Raw genomic sequence first — 19738 nt, forward strand, 5'->3', positions numbered from 1 at the left:
CCTCCCGCAGCGCACACTCGCTTGCGAGGCCATGCAAAGAGGGTCGAGAGTGCGGGAATTCGACACCTCTCCGTGCGCCCGTCGCGGCCGCTCACGATCACGACAGGTCCTGCCATTCGCTGGGACTCATACCGTATTCGTCCCGGAAAACGCGGCTGAAGTGCGACGCGCTGGTAAAGCCCCAACGGTTTGCCACTGCCGACACGGTGATCCTTCGGTTCGCTGTTCGGGCCAGGTCGCGCCTGCAGGATTCCAACCGGCGCTGCCGCAACCACTGACTCACCGTGGTGCCGTCGTACTGGAAAATCCTGTGCAGGTAGCGGACCGATATGTGGTTGGCGCGGGCGATCGATTGAGGTGAGAGGTCCGGATCCGCCAGGTGAGTCTGGATGTAGTTCTGGACCCGCGCGAGCATCTCGCTACGGCTAGCTGTTGTACCGGATAGGTCTTCTCGCTCCGTCGGGAGAAGTTCCATGACAAGCAGGACGAGCAGGTCCACGGCTGTGCGGGTGAGCTGGTGGAGGACCTGCGGCCTGTGGCACTGCGCCCCGGTGACCAGCCCGGCCAGAAAGCCCGACACCAGAGCACCCAGACCGTCACCGCCACTCGATATCATCCCCGCGAGGCGATCCCGATCCGCTTCCGACAGCTCCAGACAGCGGTGGGGCAGACGGAAGACAGTCACCTGGCCGTCATCGGCGAACCGCGGGGAGCGAGGCCGGCCTGGATCACAGAAAACGAGGTCACCGGCCTTCAAAAGGATCTCGTCCCCATCTCGGGTGATCAGCACCGAATCGGCGACAGTCAGTGCCAGATGGACGAATTCCTCATTCCCCAGAGACAGCGGGGAGACGACCTGAATCTGCCAGGAAATCGTGGTCATGCGAGTTTCTCCGGTTGGCTCGAATCGCGGCCGGGAAGGCAGCGGGACCCGCACACCTTGGTGCGGCCGAGGTCCGCCCCCACTTCGGCGGCCCTGTCGAGAATCGGTGTGACGGTGGGCAAAGCCTGCAGCCATTCCCAGGATCAGGACACGCCGCACAGGCGGCCTCATGTCCTTCACTGTGGCAGGAGCCTGGCGCACAGGCATGCGTCACATGACCGTCGATACGACGTCCAACGTGCTGGGCTGCCGGCCACAACGCCCTCTGCGGCCCAGGGAGGGGCATGCAGCACGCAGGCCTCCCAGCTGCACAGTCGGGACCGGCTGCCGGGCGTCGACGGTAACTCGGCCCACGTGCGGTCCGTCGCGATGGGCGAGTACGGCGGCCTGCACCACCTCAGCGTGGGCCTGGCCACCGATCCTGCTGGCGGACACCTCCTGAGCAGGGGGAGACCATGACGACCGCCGATCAGCAACCACAGCCCCGTCCGGCAACGACGGCCAGGACCACGTCCTCAAGCAAGCAATCGAGGCCGCCTACCGCGGCACGCACGCCCCAACACAGACCTCGCCTGCCGGGCCACAAGCCCCCGGCACTGGGACCGAGGACCCGCGCGGGGCCCACGGCCTCCTGTTACTGAAGGCCGCCGACGTCGCCTCCGCCGAACTCGTGGTGCACCGCGACACCTGGGAGTGGCTAGCCGCGCTCGCCGTCGACCACGGACACTTTCGCACTCCGCCCGCAGTGGAAGACATCAAGGAAGGCCGCATCCAGACCGTCCTGTGCGGACGCTCCCTCATCGCCCTGCTGATCGAGCTATGGAACACCCGCTCCGCCGCCACCCCGCTGGAAGGCGACTGGGCCCTGGCGACGACCTCCTACAACCGCATCAAGGCCGAGCTCGATGACGTCACCGGCCAGGGCGAAACCATCCGTATCGTCCTGGACGACGGCATGGCCCACAGCACCGGCGACTGACAGCGGACAGGAAGAACACGCAAAGGCGACCGGTCGTTCTCCGGGCTGCCCCCAATCAGCCCCGCCGTACGACGGGGCTGATTGGTCTGTACGCCCCGCCCCGCCGCCTCATGCCTCGGGACTGGTGCCGTTGGCTGTCGGCGCAGGGCCAGCCCCGCTGGCCAAGCACCACCGCATCTGCGCCGCCGCATTGCGGTCGCGGGGCCACGACAGGATCCGTCGGGCGCACGGCCGTTCGGGTCTTCACAGATCCTCTAGGATCCCCGTCTGTCTCCTACACATCAGAGGGTTCCTTGAAGCCATACCTTCGGTGGATGGCGCGGCTCTGCCTCGCCGCCGCGATCAGCCTCACTCCCCTGGCAGCACCCGCTGCTGCACAGGCAGCGGCCGCCGCCTCGGTCGGTGCTGCCTCCCCAGCCCACCCGGCGGCCATGGCCGGCAAGGGCGGGCTCAACCTGCTTGTGCAGGGCGCCAACTGGGAGGTCCTGCAGACCGCCCGATACGCCAACGGCAAGTGGGCCCCGACCAAGCAGCTGTTCAAGAGCTGGTCCTTCTACGACTTCACCGACGTGGTACAAAAAGGCCGACTGCGTCTGTTCATCGAGCAGCCCACCGGCCGGGACGTCACGTTGGAGGAGACCACCCAGAACCCGGACGGCAGTTGGCCTGCCCCCACCCCGATGCACGGCCTGGCACCGGTGCCGGTGACCTCCAAGCCGACGCGGAACTACCTCGCGGCAGCCGTCGTAGGAACCCACGTGCACCTGGTGTACATCGACACCAACGGCCGCCTGATGCACACCATGGAGCAGGCCAACGGCACCTGGACCGCTCCCGACCAGGTGGCGCCGGGCGGCGCCTACCGCAACGACTGGTTCGAGAGCCTGTCGGCCGCATCGGTCGGCGGAGGGCTGCAGGTGGCCGCGGTGGACCAGATCCACCGCACCGTTCTACACACCGCGCTCGGCGCGAACGGCAGGTGGACGCCGTGGAGCAACGTGCTGTCCTGGACCGGTACTCCCCGCCACTGGGGCATGCCGATCCGGGTGGCCATGGCCGGATTCGGCAGCAGCCTGCAGATGGTCGTGCTGACCAACGGGCAGGTCGCGCAGTACCACACCATCCGCAGCCCGAACGGGCACTGGAACACCTGGGACGACATCAATACGCGGGTGGACTTCAACCACGCTGGTTTCATCGGCACCGTGCTGAACGAGGTCACCGCCGTCAACGTGGCAGGAAACCTCCAGCTCGTTTTCGCCTCCGACGATGACCGCGGCACGCTGTTCCACACCATGCGCTACGCCAACGGCGCCTGGACCCGGGCAACGCTGGTCCAGCACTACACGCACATGTCCGCCTGGCGGCCCGCCGGAGTGGCTGGATCATCCGGCTGAACCGCGGCCGGGGCACAAGCGTGGAGGCCCGGCCCGCCGCTACGGGGGAAGCGACGGGCCGGACAACCCCACAATGACACGCCTACTGATCTCTTCGGATTGTTGTCGGCTGGTGGGTGAGTTTGAGTCCGGTGCCGGCCAGGCAGCCGTCGATCAGGTCGGGGCGGAGCTGGATGTGGGCGCGGACGACCAGGTCGCGGTAGTCGCTCCAGGCGAAGCTGTCGCGTCCCTTGCCCTTGTGCTTGCGGTGACGGCGCGGCCGATAGATCAGACGGGAGGCCTCGCCCGGCCGGTAGCAGCACATCACGGCGATCGACCAGCGGCGCCAGGACCGGCCCCGTACCCGCACCACCGGCGTGTGCCCACGCCGGCCCCAGGTGCGGGCCCGTGGCGGCGTCATCGAGAACCCGGCTTCGTCCTCGAAGACGACGTACGCGCCCAGCGCCGCCGCAGTCATTCCGCCTGCGGCCACACATCCTTCTTCCACAGGCCCACCGCCTGCTCGTCGCGCTCCAGAGCCCGGCGGGCCGGACACTGCCACGACCAGCCGTGCCGGTGCAGCAGCCACCACACCGCCGCCGACGAGCAATCCAATGAGAACTTCCAGGCGATCAACGCTCTGATCCGGGCCAGGGTCCAACGCCGGTCCTCCCACCAATGCACAGCCGGTCCCAGCGCCAGTTCCTCTGTTGTGCTCCGTGTCGTGTGTCAGTCCGCCCAGGTCACGGATGCCGAGTCCTGGTCCTGGTCGGGATTGGGGATGCCGCCGGCGGTCACCGGGCGGCTGAGTGCCGGATGGCGGTGATCGGGACGGCGCGAGGTTCGTCAGGTGGTGCCCAGACCACCGGATGCGTGGTGCCATCCTCGGCTTCGTGGGTCTCGATCTCGTACGCCGTGGTGGTCATGCGCTCACCCTCACGACGGCGTCGGCCAGGAGCGTGGCAATGTCGGCGCCGTGCGGGTCGATGTAGCTCGCGTGGTCGCCGAGGTCGAACGGCGCGGCTTTCGCGGTGACCGTGCAGCCGCCGGGGATAACGGTGGTCGCCAGGCCCGCCAGTTCGGTGGTGAGGCGGTCGGCGTCGCGGGAGGCGAGCCAGGTCTGGGGGTAGGGGCCGAGGCGGAGCAGCATGGAGACGGTGCCGTCGCTGCGGCGGGCGTCGACATGGACGCCATAGTGGGCGGGGGCCATGCCGACGTCGTCGGGGAGGGGTAGGCCCGTCGCAGCGTGGGTGAGCATTGCGTAGGCCGGCTGCCGGATGCCGAGGATGGCGGTCGTCTCGCAACGCAGCCAGCCCTCGATGGTGTTGATGGGCTTCGTGCCGCCGAAGCAGGCCGCGGCACGCGGGGTGTGGGGCGTCGCCAGGGGCGTGGCCAAACCGTTCAACGACGCCGGCGGCTCCGGTTTCCACCTGCACCTGTCCTGCGACGACAGCGACGGCCGCAACGCCTTCGATAACCCCTCCGGGGCGTACGGCCTGTCCGCCACCGCCCGCCACGCCGTGGCCGGTGTCCTCGCCCATGCCCCGGCGCTCGCGGCGCTGCTCAACCCGACGGTGAACTCGTACAAGCGCTTCGGCCCGGACACCCTCGCCCCCTGGCTGATCGACTGGGGGCTGGACAACCGCAGCGCCATGGTCCGCATCCCGCCGGAGCGCGGCAGCGGCGCCCGCCTGGAGCTGCGGCTGGGCGACGCCAGTGCCAACCCGTACCTCGCGATCGCCGGCACCGTCGCCGCCGCTCTGCTGGGCGTCCTGGCCGACGAGGAGCCCCCCGCCCCGCTGGAGGGCTACGGCTACGACACCGCCAGGTCGGCACTGCTGCCGACGACCCTGTCCGCCGCCCTGGACGCGCTGGAGGCGGACACCGCCCTGGCCGAGATCCTCGGCAAGGACTTCACCACGTCCTTCCTCACCTACAAGCGCAACGAGGTCGAGCGCTTCCAACGGTTCGTCACCGACTGGGAGTTCACCGAGTACGCCTACCACCTGTGACCCCTAGGAGCCACCGATGACCACCGAGATCACGACCGCCGCCGCGAGCGAGCCACTGCCCCTGGCAGATGTCGACCTCGTCGACCTCGACAATTTCACCGACGGCATCACCCCGTGGCGGATGTTCCACACCCTGCGCCACGAGGACCCCGTGCACTGGCAGCCGGAGGAGGCGCCCAACTCCGGTTTCTGGGCGGTCACCCGGCACGCCGACATCACCCGGGTCGACCGGGACGCGGAGACGTTCACCTCGACCCGGTTCGTCAACCTCGAAGAGGTCGACGACGACCAGATCAAGAAGCGGGCCTCCATCCTGGAGCTGGACGGCGTACGGCACCGGGCGCTGCGCAGCCTGATCCAGCGGCAGTTCGGCGCGAGCGTGATCAACAGCCACTCCGACTTCCTGCGCGGCCTGACGGCGAAGACCCTGGACGCGGCGCTCGCCAAGGGCAGCTTCGACTTCGTCGCGGACGTCTCCGCCGACTTCCCCATCAACGTGCTGGCCCGCCTGCTGGACGTGCCGCCGGAGGACAACCAGCAGCTCATCGAGTGGGGCAACCGCATCATCGGCAACACCGACCCCGACTACGCGGACGTCCTGCTGCACAGCGCGGAGAGCGAGAAGTACCGCGACCTGCCGTTCCGTTCCCCCGCCTCGCTCGAAGTCTTCCAGTACGGGCGCGAGTTGGCCCGGCAGCGGCGCGGCAAGGACGGGACCGACCTGGTGTCGAAGCTCGTCAACACCACCCCGCGCGACGGCGTCCCACTCTCCGCGCAGGACTTCGACAACTACTTCCTGCTCCTGGTGGTGGCCGGCAACGAGACGACCCGGCACACCATCACCCACTCCATGCTGGCCCTGCTCCAGCACCCCGAGCAGCTCGCCCGCCTCCAGGAGGATCCGTCCCTGATCCCCACGGCCGTCGAGGAGTTCCTGCGCTGGGCCTCCCCCGTCTACCACTTCCGCCGTACCGCGACCCGGGACGTCGAGCTGGGCGGCAAGCGGATCAGGGAGGGTGACAAGGTCGTCATGTGGTACGCCTCCGGCAACCGAGACGAGGAGGCATTCGGCAACCCGTACGACTTCGACGTGGCCCGCGAGAACAACGACCCCGCCACCTTCGGCAAGGGCAGCCCGCACCTGTGCCTGGGCAACCTGCTCGCCCGCACCGAGATCCGGATCATGTTCGAGGAGCTGATCCCGAGGATCGCCGACCTCAGGCTGGCCGGGGACGTCCCGCGCGTCCGCTCCAATTTCGTCAACGGCATCAAGAGGCTGCCGGTGGAAGTGACGCTCGCCTGACACCTGCGGCCTCGGGCAAACTCATGACGCCCTTCACGGACGAACAGCAGCAGCTGAGCGTGCTCCCCCACCCCTGCACCCGCCTGCTCCCCAGGGCCCGGGCACACAGGCGCACGCCCCCCCCTCGCGACGGGAGTACTGAGCCTACGGCCCCTGCCGTGGCGCCTGCGTGAGGCCATCGACTCGGCGGCCCTCCACCGGCGTTTACGGCAGTGCGAATCTTCGACGTGGTCCTCATCCGCGTGCTGCCGTCCCCGGCGCGCGGCGAAGGAGTGTACGGCGGTCGGACTTCGTGGTCTGAGTATCGCGCGGTCTTGAGCGGCGTAGTCGGGTTGGTTCGACGGGCGTCAGTCGCCGTCAGCGATGAAGTCTGCTATCGCGGTAGCGACAGCTTCGGGCTGCTCGTCGGGGATGAAGTGTCCAGCGTCGGGCACGACGATTCGGGTGGTGTTGTCGGCCCACGGGCTGATGGAGGCGGCCATGTCCGGAACGGAGCCGTGGCTGCTGGAGATTCCGAGGACGGGCACGGTCAGGTGCCGCCGCTTGAGCGCCTCGCGGTTCTTGCGCGCCGACTCCGCGGCGTCTCGGTAGTACGCGAGGGAAGCGCGCAGGCCGCCGTCGACGGCGACGGCCGCCGCGTAGTGGTCGAGCTCGGCGTCGTGGAACGTGTCGGGAGACAGGGCCTTCGCCTTCAGGAACCAGCTGACGTACTCGCGTTCACGGCCGGCAAGCAGCGTCTCGGGCAGATCGGGCACGATGTGGAACGCGAAATGCCAGGTTTTCCAGGCTCGATCCGGGTGGGTGGGAATCGCCTCCGGGAGAGTGATACCGGGAATTCCGGCGTCGAGCAGAGCGACCCCGCGCAGGTGGCTCTCGAAGTTGAGGGCGAGGGAGAAAGCGACCCAGGCGCCGATGTCGTGGGCGGCCAGGGAGTAAGACGACACCCCGAGAGCCTTCACGGCGGTGTGGACGTGCGCGGCGACCGCGTGCGTGTCGTAGCTGCGCTGCGGACGCTCGGAGTGGCCCTGACCCGGCAGGTCGATCGCGATGACGTGGAACCGGTGGGTGAGGCCGGGCATCACCTTGCGCCAGGCCCACCAGGTTTGCGGGAATCCGGCGAGCAGGACGACGGCCGGGCCGCTCGGCCGTCCGCCTTCGACGGCATGAAGGCGGACGCCGTCCGCGTCGACCCAGCGGTGAGTGAATCCGGGCAGATGCTGCAGGGGTAGGTCGGGGACGGGGTTGCTTTCGGACACATGCGGAGTGCTGGTTGCCGGGCCGGTCACGGGGATCCTCCATCGGTGTCAGGTGCGGGTTGGGACGGTGTGGCTGACGGCGGCGACTTGGCCACGTGGTGTTGCTCGCTCGGTTGCGAAGTGCGCGCGGTGTGCGTGGCCATGACCACGCTTGAAAGCTAACACATGTTGAACTGATTAGTTCAAGATAGAATGGTACGCAACAGAGCCCGAACCATCGACGCATCGCCAAGGAAGTGCCGCGTGGCAGGCAAGAAGCAGTTCGACATGGACACGGCGCTCGACGCCGCGATGATCCAGTTCTGGCGCGACGGCTACGCCGACACTTCATTGGACGATTTGTCCCGGGCAACCGGCCTGAACCGCAGTTCCATCTACTCCTCCCTCGGCGACAAGGACACGCTCTTCCTACGCTGCCTGGATCTCTACGCCGCGCGCTATGGCGAGAAGTACGACGCCGCCCTATCGTGTGCAGCCTCGGAACCCGTTGCCGCTGTTCGTGCGTTCTTCGACGTCACCCTTGAGCGCATTGCCGATCCCGAACTGCCCGACGGATGCCTGATCGCCCAGTCAGCCATGGCAATTCCAGTGCTGAGCCCAGCCGTCGCAGCGCACGCCAAGCGGGCGCTCGGCTTCCAGCGCCTTCGCCTGCGCGCCGCACTGAAGGCCGGACGACTGACCGACCAGGACGCCGAGGCCTTCGCTGAACACGCGGCGGCTGTGAACCAGTCGCTCGCCGTCATGAGCAGGGCCGGGGCAAGCCCGGCGCAGCTCCTGGCTATCGTGGGCGTAACCGTGCACGCACTATCGCAGGCCTCGCGCGCGTAAGGAATCTGATACGGCTGCCGGACTCGCAGTCTGGACGCACCGTCATTTCATGCAACAAACCCAACCACGCTCAACACGCAACACACAGCCCCAGCTCGCACATCCCGACCTCCCCGCTGGAACCGATCACCCAACCTCGTAGAAAACCCACAACACCCCAGGTCAGCCACCACCCCGTACACCAACACCCCCCCGCCAAGCGTCACCTGACCGAGTTCGCCGACCAGATCGCCACGGACGGCGCCGTCGTGGAGAAGAGCTTCCTCGGGTCGGTGAACGTGCTGGGCGAGGGCGTCGGCACCAAGAGCTGCGACTCCGTCTACTTCGCCGACGTGCGCGGTTCCAGGCCCGACCTCGTCCAGGCCGTCGGGCGCGCGCTGCGGATGCAGCCCGGCGAGGGCAAGCTCGCCTCGCTGGTCGTGCCGGTCCTGCTCGGGCCCGGGGAGAGCGCGGACAACATGCTCACCTCCCGAGTCTTCGGCGGCCTGGCCAAGCTGCTGGAAGCGCTGCGGGCGCATGACGCCCGGGTCGTGGAAGCGTTGGCCCGGCCGCAGGCCCCAAGCCGCTCCCGGGGCGTCCAGAGCCGCTCCGCGGGCCCGGGCGGTGAAGGGATTGAGGGTGAGACTGACGGCCTGACGCTGTCCGTGCCGGCGCGGGCCCTGCTGAAGCTCACCACCCCGCGCGACCCCGCCGCGCTGGCCGCCTTCATCAACCTCGGGGTCCTCAACCCCGAACACGAGCACTGGCGGCGCGGCGCGGAAGCCGCCATCATCTACAGCCGGCTCCACGGCGACCTGAAGGTGCCTTTCACCTACCGCGTGCCCGACCCCGGCGGCCAGGAGCACGACGGTAAGGCGCAGAGCGAGGGATGGCCGGCCTCACTCACCAGGTTCCCGCTCGGGCAGTGGTTCGCCGACGCCCGCCGCTTCTACACCCGCGGCAACACGGACACCGACCGCGTCGAGCAGCTGGACAAGCTCGGCATGGTCTGGTCGCACTACGACGTCGCGTGGGAGGAAGGACTCGCCGCCCCACGCGGCTGGGCCAAGGAGAACGGACACCTCCTGGCACCACTGGACGCCACCCACCAGGGGTACAGGGTGGGGATCTGGCTGAAGAACCAGCGGGCCGCCGCCCGGAAAGCTGCCGAGATCGAGCAACGGCGTGCCCAGGGCCTGCCGGCGGGGCCCCGCGGCCGGAGCGATGCCGGAAGGGCGGCGTGAGCAGCTGGAGGAGATCGACCCGTCGTGGTGTCCGGCCTTGCCGTGGAATGGCAGCGCGCCTTCCACCTCGCCCGCCGGCACCTGGAAGCCGACGGCGAACTGCCAATGGAGCCCGGCGACTTCCCGGCGCAGCCGTGCTGCAGGCCAGCCCGCCCCCATCCACATCTCTCACGCACCACGGAATACCGGCAACACGACACCCACATCAGGATGTTCAGCAAAGATCACCTTAACGAACCGAGATCAGTAATACCCTCTCTGATCCCTCGCCACGTCGCGCCATCGGTAGGCGTACCTTCCAGCTCGGCGAGAACCGCGCGGTCCAATCCAGCGGCGGCCTGTCAAGCGGCCACCACACCCGTTGCCGATCAGCGAGCACGGCATCAGATGCGCGACAAGCAGAAACGCGCGAAGATAGTGATCCGCGGTATACGGCAGAACGCGGTCCGTCACGACTTCCAGCGTCGGACGCCCCCTCCCCATTCGCGTCGCCGACCGCACACGGGAATCGCGGCGGCGATGGCTCGACCCTTCCGCACGATCCTCCCAGTTCTCACTCGACGAATAGGCCAGCTTCACCTTGTACGTCGAAGGAGTGGAAGCACATGACCGTCTCCGGAATCCTGATATCGGGCAAGGGTCGCCTCGCCCTTGGAGTCGCGGTCCTCTCCGCCCTGACCGTGATACCGACCCACGCAGCCGACGATCCCGGCGCGACCCCTGCAAGCCAGAAGCCAACCGTGGTGCTCGTACACGGAGCATTCGCCGACGGGTCCAGCTGGAACGGGGTGGTGCAGCGCCTGCAACAGGACGGCTACCAGGTCGTCGCCCCACCCAACACGCTCCGCGGTATACCCCAGGACTCGACATACCTGAACAGCCTCCTGAAGACCGTCAAGGGGCCGATCGTCCTCGTCGGACACTCCTACGCCGGCGAAGTGATCTCACAGGCTGCCGCCGGCATCGACAACGTCAAGGCACTCGTGTATATCAACGCGATCATGCCGGACAAGGGAGAGTCCTTCGCCAGCCTCTCCGGCAAGTACCCGGCAGCCCCACTCACCAAGGCACTGCAGAAGGTCCCATTCCGCAACGGCGACGGCACCACGGGCACCGACGTCTACATCCAGCCCGCCAAACTCCACGCCACCTTCGCCCAGGACCTCTCCCAGCAGCAGGCTTCCGTCATGGCATCCACACAACGCCCGATCGCACTCTCGGCCTTCACAGACAAGCTCACCGAAGCAGCGTGGCGCGACAAGCCTGTCTACGTACTCGTCGGCAATCAGGACCGGGCCATAAACCCCAGCCTCGAACGCTACGAGGCCAAACGCGCACACGCACGCAAAACAGTCGAGATCAATTCCTCGCATGTCTCCCTGATCTCCCACCCCCAAGCCGTCACCGATCTCATCCTCGACGCCGCCAACGACACCAGCCACCACTAAACGAACACGCATGAGTGTGTCGGCACAAGGTCCCACCACGCTGTGCATCCCACCGGGCCCGGTGGGATGCACATCCTGAAACGGGGGTCGCAGAATGGTGGTGACAGCGAGTTCATCAAAGAGAGGGACCGGGAAGCTGCTGAGGTACTCGATCGAGGTCGGTCTGGCCAGCCTGCTGAGTTACTGGGCGGCCACGAGAATTTGGTCTGGCACTCATCAGCCATACGAGGAAGGGCAACTCGGCGGCATGTGGGCTGCAATTTCTACCATTTTCGTGATTCGGGAATGCAAAAGGAAGAGTACAACAGCAGCGATCGCTCGCATGTCGGCAACGCTCATCAGCTTTGCACTCTGCCTGGTTTACCTCGCGTTCTTGCCTTTCCAAGCGTGGGGCCTCGCTCTGCTCGTGGGCTTGAGCGTGCTGGCGCCCGGTCTACTCGGACGCCCCGGCGACGAGGCGACCGCAGCCATCACCACCACTGTCGTCATGGTCGTCGCAGGACTGAACCCGCACGGCGCCTGGAAACAGCCGCTGCTACGTTTGGCGGACACCGCCATCGGGGTAGCCGCAGGCATGGTCACGCTGGTCATCGTGGCTCAGATCGGCAAGTGGACAGGCAGGGGCCGCAGCCCTCATCCGGATCGATCAGCCACGAGCCAGGCCGACTGACTCCTCATGCTGCAGCGGGCTCCAGCAGCGCCCATTGCTCATCGGTCAGATCCGACAGATACCGGCCGACACTGATAAGCAGACGACGACCACTCTGCAGCAGGGCAACGCCCAGGACGGAAGGTTCACTCGAACGGTTCCGGGACGGCCAGCGATTCCCCTGACAGATGACCGGCGCCAGCGTTGACCATTCGATCACTGAGGCTGGTTTCCCGCTGTGACTGCGAGCCTGGCACCCGCTTCCTCAAAGCCTCTGAAGGCTTCGCCACCGTGGCGGTCAGGCAATTACCCCAGTCCAGCCGGGCCGTGGTCGGATCGCGGGTCGACGAAATGTGTGGCAGCGTGGCATCGAGAGCGGACCGCAGTCTCCATGCGGTCCCGAGTTCCGCGGTCAGGTCTGCCGCCGTGAAGGGAACGCATTTCCGCGAAGCCAGTGTGTCGCGTCCCATGACTGACTATGCGTGAAATAAATACGGCGTTCCGGATGCGATGGTTGGGCAGAAAGAATATCGAAGGGAAGGTCCACATGGCGAATCGTGCGCTGAAAAAGGTTCTCATCACCGGAGCAGGTACCGGCTTCGGACATGAAGCCGCCATGCGCTTGGCGAAAAAGGGCTTCGATGTGATCGCCGCGGTGGAGATCTACGCCCAGGTCCAGACGATGAAGCGGCAGGCGGCTGAGCGAGGGGTGAGCCTGCACGTCGAGAAGCTCGATGTCACCAACGATGGTGATCGCCACAAGGCTCTCGACTGGGGTGTGGAGATCCTGGTGAACAACGCGGGAGTCGGCGAAGGCGGTTCGACAGTTGACATTCCCGCAGCGAACATCCGGCACCAGTTCGAGGTCAACGTCACCGGCCCGTTGCTCCTCACTCAAGGGATCGCCAAGCAGATGGTCAAGCGCGGTTCCGGCAGGATCGTATGGGTCTCGTCGCGAGAGGGCCTGAACGTCAACCCCTTCACCGGCATCTACTCCGCGTCCAAGCACGCAGTCGAGGCGATCGCCGAAACCATGGCCTACGAGCTGCAGGAGCACAACATCGAAGTCGCCACGGTCAACCCGGGGCCGTTCCTGACCGGCTTCAACGACCGGATGTTCCAGACCTGGGAGAGCTGGGAGGACGACCCCTCGCAGCGGCTCTTTGACTACTCCAAGCTCGCCTTCCCCCGAGCACAGTTCGATCCCGAAGCGGTCTTCGCGACGCTGACCGCTGTCGCTGCCGGAGAAGTCGACAATTTCCGCAACCTGGAGCCCACGTCGATGATCGAGGAGACCAAGCACCTCCAGCAGGTTCCCTGGGAGCGCAAGGTCACGGACGGCCTCGGGACCCGGCACCAGGCCATCCAGCATTCCTACGAGATGCAGCCGGAGACTCTCGTCTCAACCTGATCCCCTTCCGGGTGGCCGCGAGCGTCTTCTCAGAGGCTCTCTCACCCAGCAAGAGGCGCTGCACGTAAGGGCGAAGACAGTAGCGGGCTCCCTGTACCCAAGGGAGCCATGCCCGGGGCAGCGCAAAGAGCCAAGGCCCGAAACCTGCCGAAGGGGCATCCATGTCTGTCAAACTGACTGTCCTGCAGGATCGCAACCGAAACCGCGGCACCGCATACACACTGGAGGAGCGGGCGAAGCTCGGGATCACCGGGCGGCTGCCGGCGGCCGTCGAGACCCTCGATGTACAGGCCAACCGGGCTTACGCACAGCTCAAGCAGAAATCGTCCGATCTGCAGAAGTACATCTACCTCAACGAGATCCACGACCGGAACCAGGTTCTGTACTTCAAGCTGCTGGCCGACCACCTCGACGAGCTGCTGCCCGTGGTGTACGACCCGACCGTGGGTGACGCGATCCAGCAATGGTCCGTGGACTACCGCGACTCGCGCGCGGTATACCTGTCAATCGACCGTCCCGAGGACGTGAAAGCATCATTCGAGTCGCTCGGCCTTGGCGCAGACGACGTCGATCTGATCGTTGTCTCCGATGCGCAGGAAATTCTGGGAATCGGAGACTGGGGTGTCAACGGGACCGATATTTCCATCGGCAAGCTCGCCGTTTACACGGCCGCAGCGGGCATCGACCCGAACCGGGTCATCGCCGTGAACCTCGATGTCGGGACAGACAACGAGCAACTGCTCAACAGCCCGCCCTACTTGGGCAACCGGCATGCGCGGGTCACCGGTAAACGGTATGACGACTTCATCGCCCTCTATCTCCAGACCGTGTCCGAGTTGTTCCCGAATGCCCTGCTGCACTTCGAGGACTTCGGGCCGTCGAACGCCCGGCGGATCCTGGTGGAGAACGCGAACAAGTACCGGATCTTCAATGACGACATGCAGGGCACTGGGGCGATCGTCATGGCGTCGGTGTTCTCTGCCCTGAAGGTCACAGGTGGACGCTGGTCCGAGCAACGACTGGTGGTCTTCGGAGCGGGAACCGCCGGCACCGGCATGGCCGACCAGATCCATGCAGCGATGCTGCGTGACGGTGCCACACCCGCACAGGCCAAGAGCAACATCTGGCTCATCGACATCCATGGCCTCGTGACCGACGACATGGCAGACCTGCCGGACTACCAGCGGGCGTACGCCAGGCCGAAGTCCGAGGTGAGCGCGTGGGCAGACGGTGAGATCGACCTGCTGACCACCATCAAGCATGTCAAACCCACCATCCTGATCGGCACGTCGACCGTCCATGACGCCTTCACTGAAGACGTCGTGCGCGCCCTGGCCGAGGGAGTGGACCGCCCGATCCTCCTGCCGCTGTCAAATCCGACGAGTCGCATCGAGGTCATGCCTTCTGACGCGATCGTCTGGTCCGAGGGCAGAGCACTGATGGCGGTCGGCATCCCGGTCGGACCGGTGGACTACAAAGGCGTCTCCTACGAGATCGGACAGGCCAACAACGCACTCCTTTATCCCGGACTCGGCCTCGGCACGATCATTTCGGGCGCCCGTCATGTGACCGACGGGATGCTGCTCGCCGCTGCCGAAGCGGTGGCCGGCCAGGTCGATGTGTCCCGGCCGGGGGCGTCACTCCTGCCGCCGGTCGCGAACCTGAGAGCGTCCTCGGCCACAGTCGCCGTCGCCGTCGCCCGCGCCGCGGCAAAAGATCGAGTCGCGACGAAGACGCATGAAAACCTCATTCAAGCGGTCCAGGACGCGATGTGGCAGCCGGTCTATCCCACGAGCGATGCGGCGCACGTGCAGTGAGCCACGGCGACCAGTCGGCCCCGACATGCAGGATGTGCCGATCGGCATCCCACCCGATGGACAACGCGAAGACTTTGACAGCATGGGCACCGTCGAGGTGCCGGCAGATCGCTACTGGGGTGCGCAGACGCAACGGCCGCTGATCCACTTCTGCATCGGTGGCGACCAGATGCCCAAGGAGGTCTACCACGCCTACGGTACGTGAAGAAGGCGGCAGCGCTTGTGAACGCCGCCGCCAACCGGCTGCCCGAATGGAAGAAACAGGCAATTGCGCGGGCCGCGGAGGAAGTCATCGCGGGAGAGCTCGACGAGCACTTTCCCCTCTTCGTCTGGCAGACGGGCTCGGGCACTCAAAGCAACATGAACGTCAACGAAGTCATCTCCAACCGTGCCTCGCAGTTGCTCGGTGGCAGGCTCGGGAGCCAGAAGCCGGTGGACCCGAACGACGACGTCAACATGGGTCAGCCCAGCAACGACAGCTTCCCGTCCGCGATGCACATCGCTGCGGTGCAGGAAATCGATGACCACCTCCTGCCTCAGGCCCGAGGCCTTGCGGCGGTCCTTGAGGCAAAGGCCAGAGAGTGGAACTCGGTCGTGAAGATCGGCCGCACGCACCTCGAAGACGCCGTACCGCTTACCGTGGGACAGGAGTGGTCAGGTTATGCCGCCCAACTAGGCGCCTGCGTCGAGGAATTCGAGCACAGCCGCAACGGGCTGCTCAAGCTGGCCCTGGGTGGAACCGCCGTCGGAACAGGCCTGAACGCGCCGAAGAACTTCAGCCGTGACGTCGAGGCGCAGATCGCTGACGGAAGCCAGGGCAACTTCGAGCTGAACGCGATGCGCCCAGTGATCATCTGGAACTTCCTGCACTCCGCACGCATCCTTGCCGACGGGATGGAGAAGTTCCGGACATTCTCCGTCGACGGCACCGAACTGAACCGAACAAAAATCGCCCAATACGTAAACGAGAGCCTCATGCTGGTCACGGCACTGAGTCCCGTGATCGGCTACCAGAACGCCGCGCACATCCCCGAGTCCGCGCTCGCCAACAACCAGACCCTCAAAGAGGCCGCGGTGCATGCCCCTCGGCCGCGGACAAGTGCAGCCGCAGAACACTGGTCAGGAGAGAGCTTTGACCAGCTCCTTGGCGAGGGGACCCGAGGAAGCCGGGTTCTGCCCGGTGAAGAGGTTGCGGTCCACGACCATGTAGGGCTCCCAGGCGGGGCCCCGCGAATACTGTGTGGGCAGATTCTTCAATTCGTCCTCCAGCAGCCACTTGGCCTTGTCGGCGAAACCGACGCCCTCCTCCTCTTCGTTGCAGAAGCCCGTCACACGGTAGTTCGCGAACGGCGTGTCACCGTGTGCGTCACGGGTCGCGAGGAGAGCGGCCGGAGCATGACAGACGATGCCGAGTGGATTTCCGGAATCGAGTGCCTTTCGCAGCAGTGACGCGGACTCGGGGTCGACCGAGAGGTCTTCCATCGGGCCGTGACCGCCGGGGTAGTAGACCGCATCGTAGTCCTCCAGACGCACCTCCTCGAGGGAGATGGGATGCCGCAGTTCATCCGCTGACTCGATGACGGCCTCCTCCCGGAGGGCGTTCTCCTCGCCGCCCGCCATGCGGGGTTCCAGGCTCATTGTGTCAACGACGGGGACGACCCCGCCCGGGGTTGCCACGGTGACCTCGTGTCCGGCGTCGGTGAACACGCTGTACGGAGCCGTGAACTCCTCGGCCCAGTACCCGGTGGGGTGCCGGTGCCCGTCCTTCAGTGTCCAGTAGCTCGCGCCGGTCAGCACGCAAAGGATCTTGGCCATTGGGCGCTCCTCCAAAAGACATTGCCGTGGGGGGCTAAATGATGTTGAGGAAGTCGAGGAACGGCGTGGCGGCGGTTGCGTCGCCTGTGATGCTGCAGTGGTCGCGCCAGGGTTTGCGGGTGGTGGCCCACGCGATGAAGTCGAGTGCCGTGCTGTGGATCCGGGTGGTGGCGTCGTCCGTACCGGGTGCCACGGTCAGCTGTCCGTCCGGCGCGGTCGCGGGGTGGATGGTGACGGTGGTGGCGCCCGGGCCGGTCAGTTCCAGGACGAGGGGGCGGCCGACGGTGGCAGTGAGTTCGGGCCCCTGCATCTGAGGGAGGCCGGCCAGCATGAAGTCGACGGCGGGGGCGACCAGATCGTCAGTCGGTTCCGGCAGCCTGAACGGGAGCGGGCCGTCCGGGGCGAGCATGTCGTTGTACAGGTGGCAGAAGACGTTGAACGCCATGGTGTTCGCCAGGAGGTGGCGTGGATACGTCCCGAGCCCGGCCACCTCGACGGGCTCGTCGGCCGAGGGCGGTTCCTGCGCCGCTTCCAGGAGGTCCAGTTGCCGGGGGGTGCTGCGGCGCCACTCGTCGAGGACTTCGGCATGGCTCCAGCCGCGGCGTTGGTCGACGCGCAGGTCGTGATACCGCTCGCGGTTCTTCGGCAGGGAAGGGTCGGGCGGCGGTGGGTCCACCGCCTCGGAGGCGAGGGCGGCGAGGTGGGCCACCACGTCGATGACGCGCCAGCCGTCACAGGCGGACGGCAGCTCCCATTGCTCGTCGTTCACCTGGGGGATGATCTCCGCGAGTTGCGTGGTGCCCGAACGCGCGGCGGCGAGGCCGGCACGGGTCATCGTTCCTCCCTCGTCTCGCTCGAAGGGGCGGTGCGGTCAGGATGAGACTGTGCACGTCTGCATCCGAACCGTGTCGTCTCGCAGTCCGTGGCGGGCCTGGTCCATGACATCGGCGACCACCTCTTCGTTGGCGAGCGCGGTCAGGACGACGTCGGCGCCTTGGCAGGCCTCGGCCGGTGTGTCGCACACCGTGGCGCCGACGTCGGCCAGTGGTTCGGCGGTGGCACGGTCGCGGTTCCATACGCGCAGTCCCAGCCCCGCCGCTGCGATGTTGCGTGCCATGGTCTCTCCCACGGTGCCTGTGCCGAGCATCGCGACCACGGGCCTTTCGGGCGCGGACGACTGGGTCCGGTCCGCTGCGCTCATCGTCGTACCTCCAGGTGCTCGGCGGGCCGCGCGCCGCGAGGGTCGGCACGCATGTCGGTGGGTCGACTGCCGCCCGGGACCGGGTGTCTTAGGCGTCCTGGCCGATCCAGACGGTTTTGGCGTTCATGAACTCGCGCATGCCGAGGTCGGACAGTTCGCGTCCGTAGCCGCTGCGTTTGACGCCGCCGAAGGGGATCTCGGGGTAGCTGGTCGTGTTGCCGTTGATGAAGGCCATGCCTGACTGGACGTCGCGGACGAACAGTTCGCGTTCGGCCTCGTCCTCGCTCCACAGGTTCGAACCGAGTCCGTAGGGGTGGCCGTTGGCCTCCCGCAGGGCCTCCTCCAGGGAGGACACGGTCCATACCTGCGCCACGGGGCCGAAGACCTCCTCGTGGTACATCCGCATCTGCGGTGTGATGCCGGTCAGCACGGTGGGCGGGTAGAACCAGCCCGGACCGTCAGGGCGTTCGCCGCCCAGCAGCACCGTCGCGCCCTTGCCGACGGCGTCGTCGACGTAGGCCTCCACATCCCGCCGCCCGGACTCGGTGGCCAGCGGACCGACATCGGTGCCCTCGTCCATCGGATCACCCACCACCAGCGCGCCCATCTTCGCCACGAACATCTCGATGAACGTGTCACCGATGTCCTGGTGCACGTAGAACCGCTTGCCGTTGATGCAGGACTGTCCGTTGTTCAGGCACCGTGCCTTGACCCCGACATCGGTGGCCCTCTCCAGGTTGGTGGAGGGCATGACGATGAACGGGTCCGACCCGCCGAGTTCGAGAACTACCTTCTTGATCTCGTTGCCCGCGATGGTGGCCACCGACCGGCCCGCCGGCTCGCTGCCCGTCAGCGTCGCGGCCGCCACCCGCGGGTCGCGCAGCACCTGCTCCACCCTCCCCGCGGAAATCAGCAGAGTCTGGAACACGTCGTCCGGGAAACCGGCGTCGCGGAAGAGCTCTTCCAGGTACAAGGCGCACTGCGGGACGTTCGAGGCGTGCTTGAGCAGGCCCACGTTCCCCGCCATAAGGGCAGGCGCGGCGAACCGCATGGCCTGCCACAATGGCAGATTCCACGGCATAACCGCGAGCACCACACCGATCGGCTGATACGTCACGAACGTCCGCTTCGCGCCCACACGTGCGCCGTCGCCTTCCAAGTCCCGCAAATACGCGGGGCCCTCGGCGGCGTAGAAACGCAGCCCGTGCACGCACTTGACCACTTCCTCCTCCGCCGCACGGAAGGTCTTGCCCATCTCCGTGGTGATCATCCGGCTGACGCTCTCGATCTCCTTCTCCAAGCGTTCGGCCGCATGCTGCAGCCACCCCGCCCGCTCCTCGACACTCGTCAACCGGTACGACGCGGCCGCTGCCGCCGCCCGAGCGAGCTTGCCCTCCAGTTCCTCAGGAGACAGTTCGTCGAACCTCTCGAGGACCTCACCCGTCACAGGACTCGTAGTAGCAATAGCCATGAATCAACCGTATGGCCGCTTGACAAAGACAGCAATTCACCCCTATGCGAACTAATCGCACCAAGC

At 66.5% G+C, this 19738-nt stretch carries 17 protein-coding genes and 4 pseudogenes; 12 read left to right on the forward strand and 9 right to left on the reverse strand.

What is annotated here, in order from left to right; translation table 11 throughout:
* Window positions 1-97: 97 nt before the first annotated feature.
* Window positions 98-1090: an AraC family transcriptional regulator gene (locus AC4OXY_RS04580; RefSeq protein WP_491993231.1), complete on the reverse strand. Its 993-nt coding sequence runs from the start codon at window positions 1088-1090 to the stop codon at window positions 98-100.
* Window positions 1091-1553: 463 nt separating this feature from the next.
* Here AC4OXY_RS04580 and AC4OXY_RS04585 point away from each other — a divergent pair, with 463 nt between their 5' ends.
* The gene (locus AC4OXY_RS04585) at window positions 1554-1862 is read left to right on the forward strand and encodes a hypothetical protein (protein WP_491993232.1); all 309 of its coding nucleotides are present in this window, start codon (window positions 1554-1556) and stop codon (window positions 1860-1862) included.
* A 314-nt stretch (window positions 1863-2176) separates the two neighbouring features.
* Window positions 2177-3259, forward strand: coding sequence for a hypothetical protein (locus AC4OXY_RS04590; RefSeq protein ID WP_491993233.1), 1083 nt, complete (start codon window positions 2177-2179; stop codon window positions 3257-3259).
* A gap of 82 nt (window positions 3260-3341) precedes the next feature.
* On the opposite strand, the pseudogene AC4OXY_RS04595 reads toward AC4OXY_RS04590, so the two are convergent.
* The 3 genes and pseudogenes from AC4OXY_RS04595 to AC4OXY_RS04605 form a co-directional block, all read right to left on the reverse strand.
* Window positions 3342-3946: pseudogene (locus tag AC4OXY_RS04595) on the reverse strand (winged helix-turn-helix domain-containing protein); the annotation flags it as partial.
* Window positions 3947-4032: 86 nt separating this feature from the next.
* Complete coding sequence (locus AC4OXY_RS04600) at window positions 4033-4164, reverse strand: hypothetical protein (protein WP_362817473.1); 132 nt, start codon at window positions 4162-4164, stop codon at window positions 4033-4035.
* A complete protein-coding gene (locus AC4OXY_RS04605) occupies window positions 4161-4634 on the reverse strand; it encodes a hypothetical protein (protein WP_491993234.1) in 474 nt (157 codons plus the stop codon). Before AC4OXY_RS04605 ends, AC4OXY_RS04600 begins: the two co-directional genes overlap by 4 nt.
* Here AC4OXY_RS04605 and AC4OXY_RS04610 point away from each other — a divergent pair.
* Both AC4OXY_RS04610 and AC4OXY_RS04615 read left to right on the forward strand, forming a co-directional pair.
* A pseudogene (locus tag AC4OXY_RS04610) lies at window positions 4624-5250 on the forward strand (type I glutamate--ammonia ligase); the annotation flags it as partial. The gene AC4OXY_RS04605 and the pseudogene AC4OXY_RS04610 sit on opposite strands and share 11 nt — an antisense overlap.
* Window positions 5251-5266: 16 nt before the next feature.
* Entirely contained in the window at window positions 5267-6553 is a 1287-nt protein-coding gene (locus AC4OXY_RS04615; RefSeq protein WP_491993235.1) for a cytochrome P450, read from the forward strand.
* A 347-nt stretch (window positions 6554-6900) separates the two neighbouring features.
* On the opposite strand, the gene AC4OXY_RS04620 is transcribed toward AC4OXY_RS04615, so the two are convergent.
* Complete coding sequence (locus AC4OXY_RS04620; RefSeq protein WP_491993236.1) at window positions 6901-7839, reverse strand: alpha/beta fold hydrolase; 939 nt, start codon at window positions 7837-7839, stop codon at window positions 6901-6903.
* Between the two features lie 213 nt (window positions 7840-8052).
* Between AC4OXY_RS04620 and AC4OXY_RS04625 the strand changes: the two genes are divergently transcribed.
* The 8 genes and pseudogenes from AC4OXY_RS04625 to AC4OXY_RS04660 form a co-directional block, all read left to right on the forward strand.
* On the forward strand, window positions 8053-8637 hold the full coding sequence (locus AC4OXY_RS04625) for a TetR/AcrR family transcriptional regulator (protein WP_402071895.1): 585 nt from the start codon (window positions 8053-8055) through the stop codon (window positions 8635-8637).
* Between the two features lie 248 nt (window positions 8638-8885).
* A complete protein-coding gene (locus AC4OXY_RS04630) occupies window positions 8886-9860 on the forward strand; it encodes a helicase associated domain-containing protein (RefSeq protein ID WP_491993237.1) in 975 nt (324 codons plus the stop codon).
* 605 nt (window positions 9861-10465) lie between these two features.
* Window positions 10466-11308 (forward strand): alpha/beta fold hydrolase, encoded by an 843-nt coding sequence (locus AC4OXY_RS04635; RefSeq protein ID WP_376294130.1) that lies wholly within the window; start codon window positions 10466-10468, stop codon window positions 11306-11308.
* Window positions 11309-11555: 247 nt separating this feature from the next.
* On the forward strand, window positions 11556-11978 hold the full coding sequence (locus AC4OXY_RS04640) for an FUSC family protein (RefSeq protein ID WP_491994785.1): 423 nt from the start codon (window positions 11556-11558) through the stop codon (window positions 11976-11978).
* A gap of 526 nt (window positions 11979-12504) precedes the next feature.
* Window positions 12505-13368 carry an SDR family oxidoreductase gene (locus AC4OXY_RS04645; protein ID WP_362817459.1) on the forward strand — a complete coding sequence of 288 codons (864 nt, stop codon included), beginning with the start codon at window positions 12505-12507 and terminating at the stop codon, window positions 13366-13368.
* A gap of 161 nt (window positions 13369-13529) precedes the next feature.
* Window positions 13530-15185, forward strand: a complete 1656-nt coding sequence (locus AC4OXY_RS04650) for an NAD-dependent malic enzyme (RefSeq protein WP_491993238.1) — start codon at window positions 13530-13532, stop codon at window positions 15183-15185.
* An 82-nt stretch (window positions 15186-15267) separates the two neighbouring features.
* Window positions 15268-15390, forward strand: coding sequence for a hypothetical protein (locus AC4OXY_RS04655; RefSeq protein WP_491993239.1), 123 nt, complete (start codon window positions 15268-15270; stop codon window positions 15388-15390).
* Between the two features lie 17 nt (window positions 15391-15407).
* Window positions 15408-16250, forward strand: a pseudogene (locus tag AC4OXY_RS04660) (lyase family protein); the annotation flags it as partial.
* A gap of 54 nt (window positions 16251-16304) precedes the next feature.
* On the opposite strand, the gene AC4OXY_RS04665 reads toward AC4OXY_RS04660, so the two are convergent.
* The 4 genes and pseudogenes from AC4OXY_RS04665 to AC4OXY_RS04680 all read right to left on the reverse strand — a co-directional run bounded on the left by AC4OXY_RS04665 (window position 16305) and on the right by AC4OXY_RS04680 (window position 19672).
* Window positions 16305-17000: a type 1 glutamine amidotransferase domain-containing protein gene (locus AC4OXY_RS04665; protein WP_362817454.1), complete on the reverse strand. Its 696-nt coding sequence runs from the start codon at window positions 16998-17000 to the stop codon at window positions 16305-16307.
* Window positions 17001-17034: 34 nt separating this feature from the next.
* Complete coding sequence (locus tag AC4OXY_RS04670; RefSeq protein WP_362817453.1) at window positions 17035-17835, reverse strand: maleylpyruvate isomerase family mycothiol-dependent enzyme; 801 nt, start codon at window positions 17833-17835, stop codon at window positions 17035-17037.
* 36 nt (window positions 17836-17871) lie between these two features.
* A pseudogene (locus AC4OXY_RS04675) lies at window positions 17872-18234 on the reverse strand (NAD(P)-binding domain-containing protein); the annotation flags it as partial.
* Window positions 18235-18289: 55 nt separating this feature from the next.
* On the reverse strand, window positions 18290-19672 hold the full coding sequence (locus tag AC4OXY_RS04680; RefSeq protein WP_491993240.1) for an NADP-dependent succinic semialdehyde dehydrogenase: 1383 nt from the start codon (window positions 19670-19672) through the stop codon (window positions 18290-18292).
* Window positions 19673-19738 lie beyond the last annotated feature (66 nt).

This window comes from Streptomyces sp. HUAS MG56 (genome assembly GCF_058673395.1).

Bases quoted from the DNA above. Each gene is read 5' to 3' on its own strand.
- AC4OXY_RS04655 (WP_491993239.1), top strand. From the start codon at position 15,268: ATGGGCACCGTCGAGGTGCCGGCAGATCGCTACTGGGGTGCGCAGACG.
- AC4OXY_RS04645 (WP_362817459.1), top strand. From the start codon at position 12,505: ATGGCGAATCGTGCGCTGAAAAAGGTTCTCATCACCGGAGCAGGTACC.
- AC4OXY_RS04640 (WP_491994785.1), top strand. From the start codon at position 11,556: ATGTGGGCTGCAATTTCTACCATTTTCGTGATTCGGGAATGCAAAAGG.
- AC4OXY_RS04635 (WP_376294130.1), top strand. From the start codon at position 10,466: ATGACCGTCTCCGGAATCCTGATATCGGGCAAGGGTCGCCTCGCCCTT.
- AC4OXY_RS04590 (WP_491993233.1), top strand. From the start codon at position 2,177: ATGGCGCGGCTCTGCCTCGCCGCCGCGATCAGCCTCACTCCCCTGGCA.
- AC4OXY_RS04580 (WP_491993231.1), bottom strand. From the start codon at position 1,090: ATGCCTGTGCGCCAGGCTCCTGCCACAGTGAAGGACATGAGGCCGCCT.
- AC4OXY_RS04665 (WP_362817454.1), bottom strand. From the start codon at position 17,000: ATGGCCAAGATCCTTTGCGTGCTGACCGGCGCGAGCTACTGGACACTG.
- AC4OXY_RS04670 (WP_362817453.1), bottom strand. From the start codon at position 17,835: ATGACCCGTGCCGGCCTCGCCGCCGCGCGTTCGGGCACCACGCAACTC.
- AC4OXY_RS04615 (WP_491993235.1), top strand. From the start codon at position 5,267: ATGACCACCGAGATCACGACCGCCGCCGCGAGCGAGCCACTGCCCCTG.
- AC4OXY_RS04680 (WP_491993240.1), bottom strand. From the start codon at position 19,672: ATGGCTATTGCTACTACGAGTCCTGTGACGGGTGAGGTCCTCGAGAGG.
- AC4OXY_RS04600 (WP_362817473.1), bottom strand. From the start codon at position 4,164: ATGACCACCACGGCGTACGAGATCGAGACCCACGAAGCCGAGGATGGC.
- AC4OXY_RS04650 (WP_491993238.1), top strand. From the start codon at position 13,530: ATGTCTGTCAAACTGACTGTCCTGCAGGATCGCAACCGAAACCGCGGC.